The 5,452-nt window shown below is 60.6% G+C and carries 6 protein-coding genes; 5 read left to right on the top strand and 1 reads right to left on the bottom strand.

Annotated elements, in window-relative coordinates; translation table 11 throughout:
• On the top strand, window positions 1–84 hold an 84-nt coding region (locus tag BQ7106_RS11415), incomplete at its 5' end, for an IS3 family transposase (RefSeq protein WP_129583746.1).
• 40 nt (window positions 85–124) lie between these two features.
• On the top strand, window positions 125–1,174 hold the full coding sequence (locus BQ7106_RS00070) for a threonine aldolase family protein (RefSeq protein WP_072369420.1): 1,050 nt from the start codon (window positions 125–127) through the stop codon (window positions 1,172–1,174).
• A 79-nt stretch (window positions 1,175–1,253) separates the two neighbouring features.
• Here the strand turns inward: BQ7106_RS00070 and BQ7106_RS00065 are convergent, their stop codons facing one another.
• Window positions 1,254–1,895: an HAD family hydrolase gene (locus tag BQ7106_RS00065; protein WP_072369416.1), complete on the bottom strand. Its 642-nt coding sequence runs from the start codon at window positions 1,893–1,895 to the stop codon at window positions 1,254–1,256.
• A gap of 142 nt (window positions 1,896–2,037) precedes the next feature.
• Between BQ7106_RS00065 and BQ7106_RS00060 the strand changes: the two genes are divergently transcribed.
• The 3 genes from BQ7106_RS00060 to BQ7106_RS00045 all read left to right on the top strand — a co-directional run bounded on the left by BQ7106_RS00060 (window position 2,038) and on the right by BQ7106_RS00045 (window position 5,406).
• Entirely contained in the window at window positions 2,038–2,475 is a 438-nt protein-coding gene (locus tag BQ7106_RS00060; protein WP_205407634.1) for a GNAT family N-acetyltransferase, read from the top strand.
• Between the two features lie 641 nt (window positions 2,476–3,116).
• A complete protein-coding gene (gene tet(W) / locus BQ7106_RS00050) occupies window positions 3,117–5,036 on the top strand; it encodes a tetracycline resistance ribosomal protection protein Tet(W) (RefSeq protein WP_072369412.1) in 1,920 nt (639 codons plus the stop codon).
• A gap of 19 nt (window positions 5,037–5,055) precedes the next feature.
• Window positions 5,056–5,406, top strand: a complete 351-nt coding sequence (locus tag BQ7106_RS00045) for a hypothetical protein (protein WP_072369410.1) — start codon at window positions 5,056–5,058, stop codon at window positions 5,404–5,406.
• The last annotated feature ends 46 nt before the right edge of the window (window positions 5,407–5,452 follow it).

The following is a 5,452-nucleotide window of genomic DNA, read 5'->3' as shown; positions in this document are numbered from 1 at the left end:
TGGAACCACGTGAGGCGCCAGGTCAGGCTGAAGGGCCTGACCCCGGTGGAGTTCCGGGAGCAGGCCCTTCGCGACGCCGCATAGCGGCTATTATTTATGCGTCCAAGTTTTGGGGCGCAGTTCAATGTTCCGCAACGACTACTCCGAGGGCGCCGCGCCCGAGGTCCTGGCCGCGCTCGTGGCCACCAACGACGAGCAGACCGTCGGCTACACCGAGGGCGACCCCCACTGCGAGCGCGCCCGCGAGCTCATCCGCGCCGCGTGCGGGCGCGACGACGTGGACGTCGAGTTCTGCGTCGGCGGGACCTCCGCCAACGTGATCGGCGTGACGGGGCTCCTGCGCGACTGGGAGGGCGCCGTCTGCACGCCGGACGCCCACATCAACGTGCACGAGACGGGCGCCGTCGCCGCGTGCGGGCGCACCGTGCTGCCCACGGACGACCGCGACGGGTTCCTCACACCGGAGGCCGCGGAGCGCGTCTGGCGCTTCCAGACCTCGACGGGCCGCCACATGACGCGCCCGGGGTGCGTCTACATCTCCGACACCACCGAGCTCGGCGGCGTGTGGGACCTGGAGCGCTTCGATGCCATCTGCGACTGGGCGGACGAGCGTGGCCTGCCGGTGTTTCTCGACGGGGCCCGCCTGGGCTCGGCGCTCACCTCGCCCGCCGCGGGCGGCCTCACGCTCGAGCACATCGCGGCGCGCTGTGGCGGCTTCTACATCGGCGGCACCAAGAACGGCCTGCTCATGGGCGAGGCCATGGTCATCTCGCACCCACGCCTGCGCGAGGCCTTCCCGTACCTGCAGAAGGAGCGCGGCGGGCTGCTCGCCAAGGGGCGCCTGCTCGGGGTGCAGTTCGAGGCGGCGTTCGAGCAGCCGGCCGGAGGCGGCGAGGCACCCTACTGGCGCCTGGCGAGAAACGCCAACGAGCGCGCGCTGCGCCTTCGCTCCGGCATGGTTGAGCTCGGCTTTGAGCCATACGGCGACTCGGCATCCAACCAGCAGTTCTTTGTCATGGGCACCGAGCAGCGCGACGCGTTTGAGGCGGCGTGCGGCTGCGAGACCTTCTACGATCTGGGCGACGGGCGCGTGGTCGCGCGCTTCGTCTGCTCCTGGGCCACGGCGGAGAAGGACGTCGACGAGCTGCTCGCCCTCGCCTCGACGCTCGCCTAGTGGGACAGGGGGACGGGGGGATCGTCACCGCTCCGTCCCCCTGTCCCAAGGAGCGGTGACGATCCCCCCGTCCCGGAGCCTACAGTCCGATTCCCACGAAGGTGTCCACGACCTCGTCGGCAGCGCTCACGTCGAGGCCCATGCCGCAGCCGGTGTACGCGATCACGTGGCAGCCCGCCGCGCGCCCCGCGGCGATTCCCGTGGGCGAGTCCTCGACGACGACGGCATGCGACGCGTCGACGCCCAGGAGGTCGAGCGCGCGAAGGTAGGGCTCGGGGTCGGGCTTGCAGCGCCCCACCATGTCGCCGCAGACGACGGCGCCGAAGCGCGAGAGGATGCCCAGCCGGTTGAGCGCCGTCAGGATGCAGCGCGCCGCCGTCATGGAGACCACGCCCATCCTCACGCCGCGCGCCCCCAGGTCTTCCAGCAGCTCGCGCGCCCCGGGCTCGAGCGCGAGGTCGGCCTCGGCGTACGTGCGGAACCAGTCGTCGCGCAGGCGCTCGAAGTCGTCGTAGGTGCCGTGCGCCCCGTAGCGCTCGAGCAGCGGCGGAACCAAGACGCGGTCCTCACCGCCCGTGAGCGCCTCGAGCTCCTCGCGCGGGACGCTTGCGCCCAGCTCCCGCAGGACCTCGTCCATGAGCACGATGTTTCGGGTCTCCGTGTCGCAGAGGGTCCCGTCGAAGTCAAACAGCACCGCGTCGATGCGCTCCGGGCGCGCCATGGGGCCTCCTTGGGTCAAGGGCTCGGCAGACGACTCTGGCAGCAGTGTAGCAAAGCGACGCGCCCCCGAGCGGCGCCCCGCCCCGGGGCGAGGAGCTGCTATCCTTGGCCCCGTCCCCGCCCGCACCGAACGAGGAGCACCCGTGATCAGAGCGCTCGCCCCCTCGGACCTCGCCGCCGTCATGCAGATCTGGCTCTCGGGCAACGAGCAGGCCCACCCCTTCGTGCCCGCGTCATACTGGCGCGGCGTCGCCGACGCCGTTCGCCGCGAGCTTCCCCATGCCGAGGTGCTCGTTCACGAGGGTGCCGTCGGTGAGCCTGACGGCTTCATCGGGCTCACCGGGAGCTACGTCGCGGGGCTCTTCGTGAGTCGGGACGCGCGCTCGCGCGGCATCGGGAGCGCCCTGCTCGCCGAGGCAAAGCGGCGCCACCGCCCCCTCTCGCTCCACGTCTACCGCGACAACGAGCGCGCCGTCGCGTTCTACCTGCGCGAGGGGTTCGTCGTGGTCGACGAGGGCACGGACGCGTCGACGGGCGCCGCGGAGTACGAGATGGCCTGGGGCAATGCTCATGTACGGTAAGGAAGCAAGCAACCGAAAACAAGAGATAGACCGCCAGCACTACACTATTCCGAACCAAAGACCAAAAGATAAGCATTGTGGGAAAATCTAAACTTTTGGATTTTCCTACAATGCCAACTACGGCGGAATCCCTCCCACTCCTTATATCTTTCTGTATACATTGAATTTGTATTTAGTAAAATGCAGACAACACCACGGATCGGCTTTTGGTTGGACAATTCCAACCAAACACCACAGCAGACAGCAGAAAACATTCTGAACGCTAGGAAGCCGGTATGATTGTTACATATAAGGGGAAGAAAAAATTCTTTTAGGTACTTGCTTTCCTAAAACTGATGTGATATAATAATTCAAGTCCAGAAAAGGAGTAAAAAATATGCGGCAAGGTATTCTTAAATAAAACTATAATCAAATAGTGGGAACAAGGGATTATGATAGTCCCTTTTGTAGGGGCTTAGTTTTTTGTACCCAATTTAAGAATACTTTTGCCTTATCAATTTTGACATATCCCCAAAAACAGCACTCACAAACAGGTGTATGCTGTATATGGGTATGTCCGCAAATTATCATCCCCAGTGGTAAAAGTATTTTACTGCTGGGGATTTTTATGCCCTTTGGGGCTGTAAAGGGAGGACAATCACATGAAAATAATCAATATTGGAATTCTTGCCCATGTAGACGCTGGAAAGACGACCTTGACGGAGAGCCTGCTATATGCCAGCGGAGCCATTTCAGAACCGGGGAGCGTCGAAAAAGGGACAACGAGGACGGACACCATGTTTTTGGAGCGGCAGCGTGGGATTACCATTCAAGCGGCAGTCACTTCCTTCCAGTGGCACAGATGTAAAGTTAACATTGTGGATACGCCCGGCCACATGGATTTTTTGGCGGAGGTGTACCGCTCTTTGGCTGTTTTAGATGGGGCCATCTTGGTGATCTCCGCTAAAGATGGCGTGCAGGCCCAGACCCGTATTCTGTTCCATGCCCTGCGGAAAATGAACATTCCCACCGTTATCTTTATCAACAAGATCGACCAGGCTGGCGTTGATTTGCAGAGCGTGGTTCAGTCTGTTCGGGATAAGCTCTCCGCCGATATTATCATCAAGCAGACGGTGTCGCTGTCCCCGGAAATAGTCCTGGAGGAAAATACCGACATAGAAGCATGGGATGCGGTCATCGAAAATAACGATGAATTATTGGAAAAGTATATCGCAGGAGAACCAATCAGCCGGGAAAAACTTGCGCGGGAGGAACAGCAGCGGGTTCAAGACGCCTCCCTGTTCCCAGTCTATTATGGCAGCGCCAAAAATGGCCTTGGCATTCAACCGTTGATGGATGCGGTGACAGGGCTGTTCCAACCGATTGGGGAACAGGGGAGCGCCGCCCTATGCGGCAGCGTTTTCAAGGTGGAGTATACAGATTGCGGCCAGCGGCGTGTCTATCTACGGCTATACAGCGGAACGCTGCGCCTGCGGGATACGGTGGCCCTGGCCGGGAGAGAAAAGCTGAAAATCACAGAGATGCGTATTCCATCCAAAGGGGAAATTGTTCGGACAGACACCGCTTATCCGGGTGAAATTGTTATCCTTCCCAGCGACAGCGTGAGGTTAAACGATGTATTAGGGGACCCAACCCGGCTCCCTCGTAAAAGGTGGCGTGAGGACCCCCTCCCCATGCTGCGGACGTCGATTGCGCCGAAAACGGCAGCGCAAAGAGAACGGCTGCTGGACGCTCTTACGCAACTTGCGGATACTGACCCGCTTTTGCGCTGCGAGGTGGATTCCATCACCCATGAGATCATTCTTTCTTTTTTGGGCCGGGTGCAGTTGGAGGTTGTTTCCGCTTTGCTGTCGGAAAAATACAAGCTTGAAACAGTGGTAAAGGAACCCACCGTCATTTATATGGAGCGGCCGCTCAAAGCAGCCAGCCACACCATCCATATCGAGGTGCCGCCCAACCCGTTTTGGGCATCCATCGGACTGTCTGTTACACCACTCCCGCTTGGCTCCGGTGTACAATACGAGAGCCGGGTTTCGCTGGGATACTTGAACCAGAGTTTTCAAAACGCTGTCAGGGATGGTATCCGTTACGGGCTGGAGCAGGGCTTGTTCGGCTGGAACGTAACGGACTGTAAGATTTGCTTTGAATACGGGCTTTATTACAGTCCGGTCAGCACGCCGGCGGACTTCCGCTCATTGGCCCCGATTGTATTGGAACAGGCATTGAAGGAATCAGGGACGCAACTGCTGGAACCTTATCTCTCCTTCACCCTCTATGCGCCCCGGGAATATCTTTCCAGGGCTTATCATGATGCACCGAAATACTGTGCCACCATCGAAACGGTCCAGGTAAAAAAGGATGAAGTTGTCTTTACTGGCGAGATTCCCGCCCGCTGTATACAGGCATACCGTACTGATCTGGCCTTTTACACCAACGGGCAGAGCGTATGCCTTACAGAACTGAAAGGGTATCAGGCCGCTGTCGGCAAGCCAGTCATCCAGCCCCGCCGTCCAAACAGCCGCCTGGACAAGGTGCGCTATATGTTTCAGAAGGTAATGTAACAAGACGCTTCCCGACATCGTGAGCCTCAAGCTGATCGCCTCCGAGCTCGGCACCACCGTCGACGCCCTCATCGGAGACGACGCGCCCAAGATCTCCCGCCGCGCGGACGCCGAGGCGCGGCGCTTTCTGGCGCTCTACCTCGCCTCGCTGACACTCTTTTGCCTTACCACGGTCATGGACCTGCCCTCGAGCTTCGGGGGGCAGGCGTTCACCGGGCCGCTATGGGAGTACCTGAGGGCCGTCCTGCTCGGGGCGGGGCTGGCCATCACCATCCCCATCTGGCGCCTCTGTGTTTTGTCAACTAGATTTGAGCAAAATGAGCACCGGAATCTGAGCAGCCTGCGCACGCGACGTGCGCAGGCTTTTTGAGCGCCTACCCCTCCTGCATGAGGGCGTGCCTCACTCGGTAGGACTC

Source organism: Thermophilibacter mediterraneus (assembly GCF_900119385.1).
In the GTDB taxonomy this organism is placed as follows: Bacteria; Actinomycetota; Coriobacteriia; order Coriobacteriales; family Atopobiaceae; genus Thermophilibacter; species Thermophilibacter mediterraneus.
The sequence above is the reverse complement of the archived record's forward strand: the minus strand, read 5'-3'. Positions and strand labels throughout refer to the sequence as shown.

Coding starts and splice junctions, on each gene's coding strand:
- BQ7106_RS00070 (WP_072369420.1), top strand. CDS start 125: ATGTTCCGCAACGACTACTCCGAGGGCGCCGCGCCCGAGGTCCTGGCC.
- BQ7106_RS00065 (WP_072369416.1), bottom strand. CDS start 1,895: ATGGCGCGCCCGGAGCGCATCGACGCGGTGCTGTTTGACTTCGACGGG.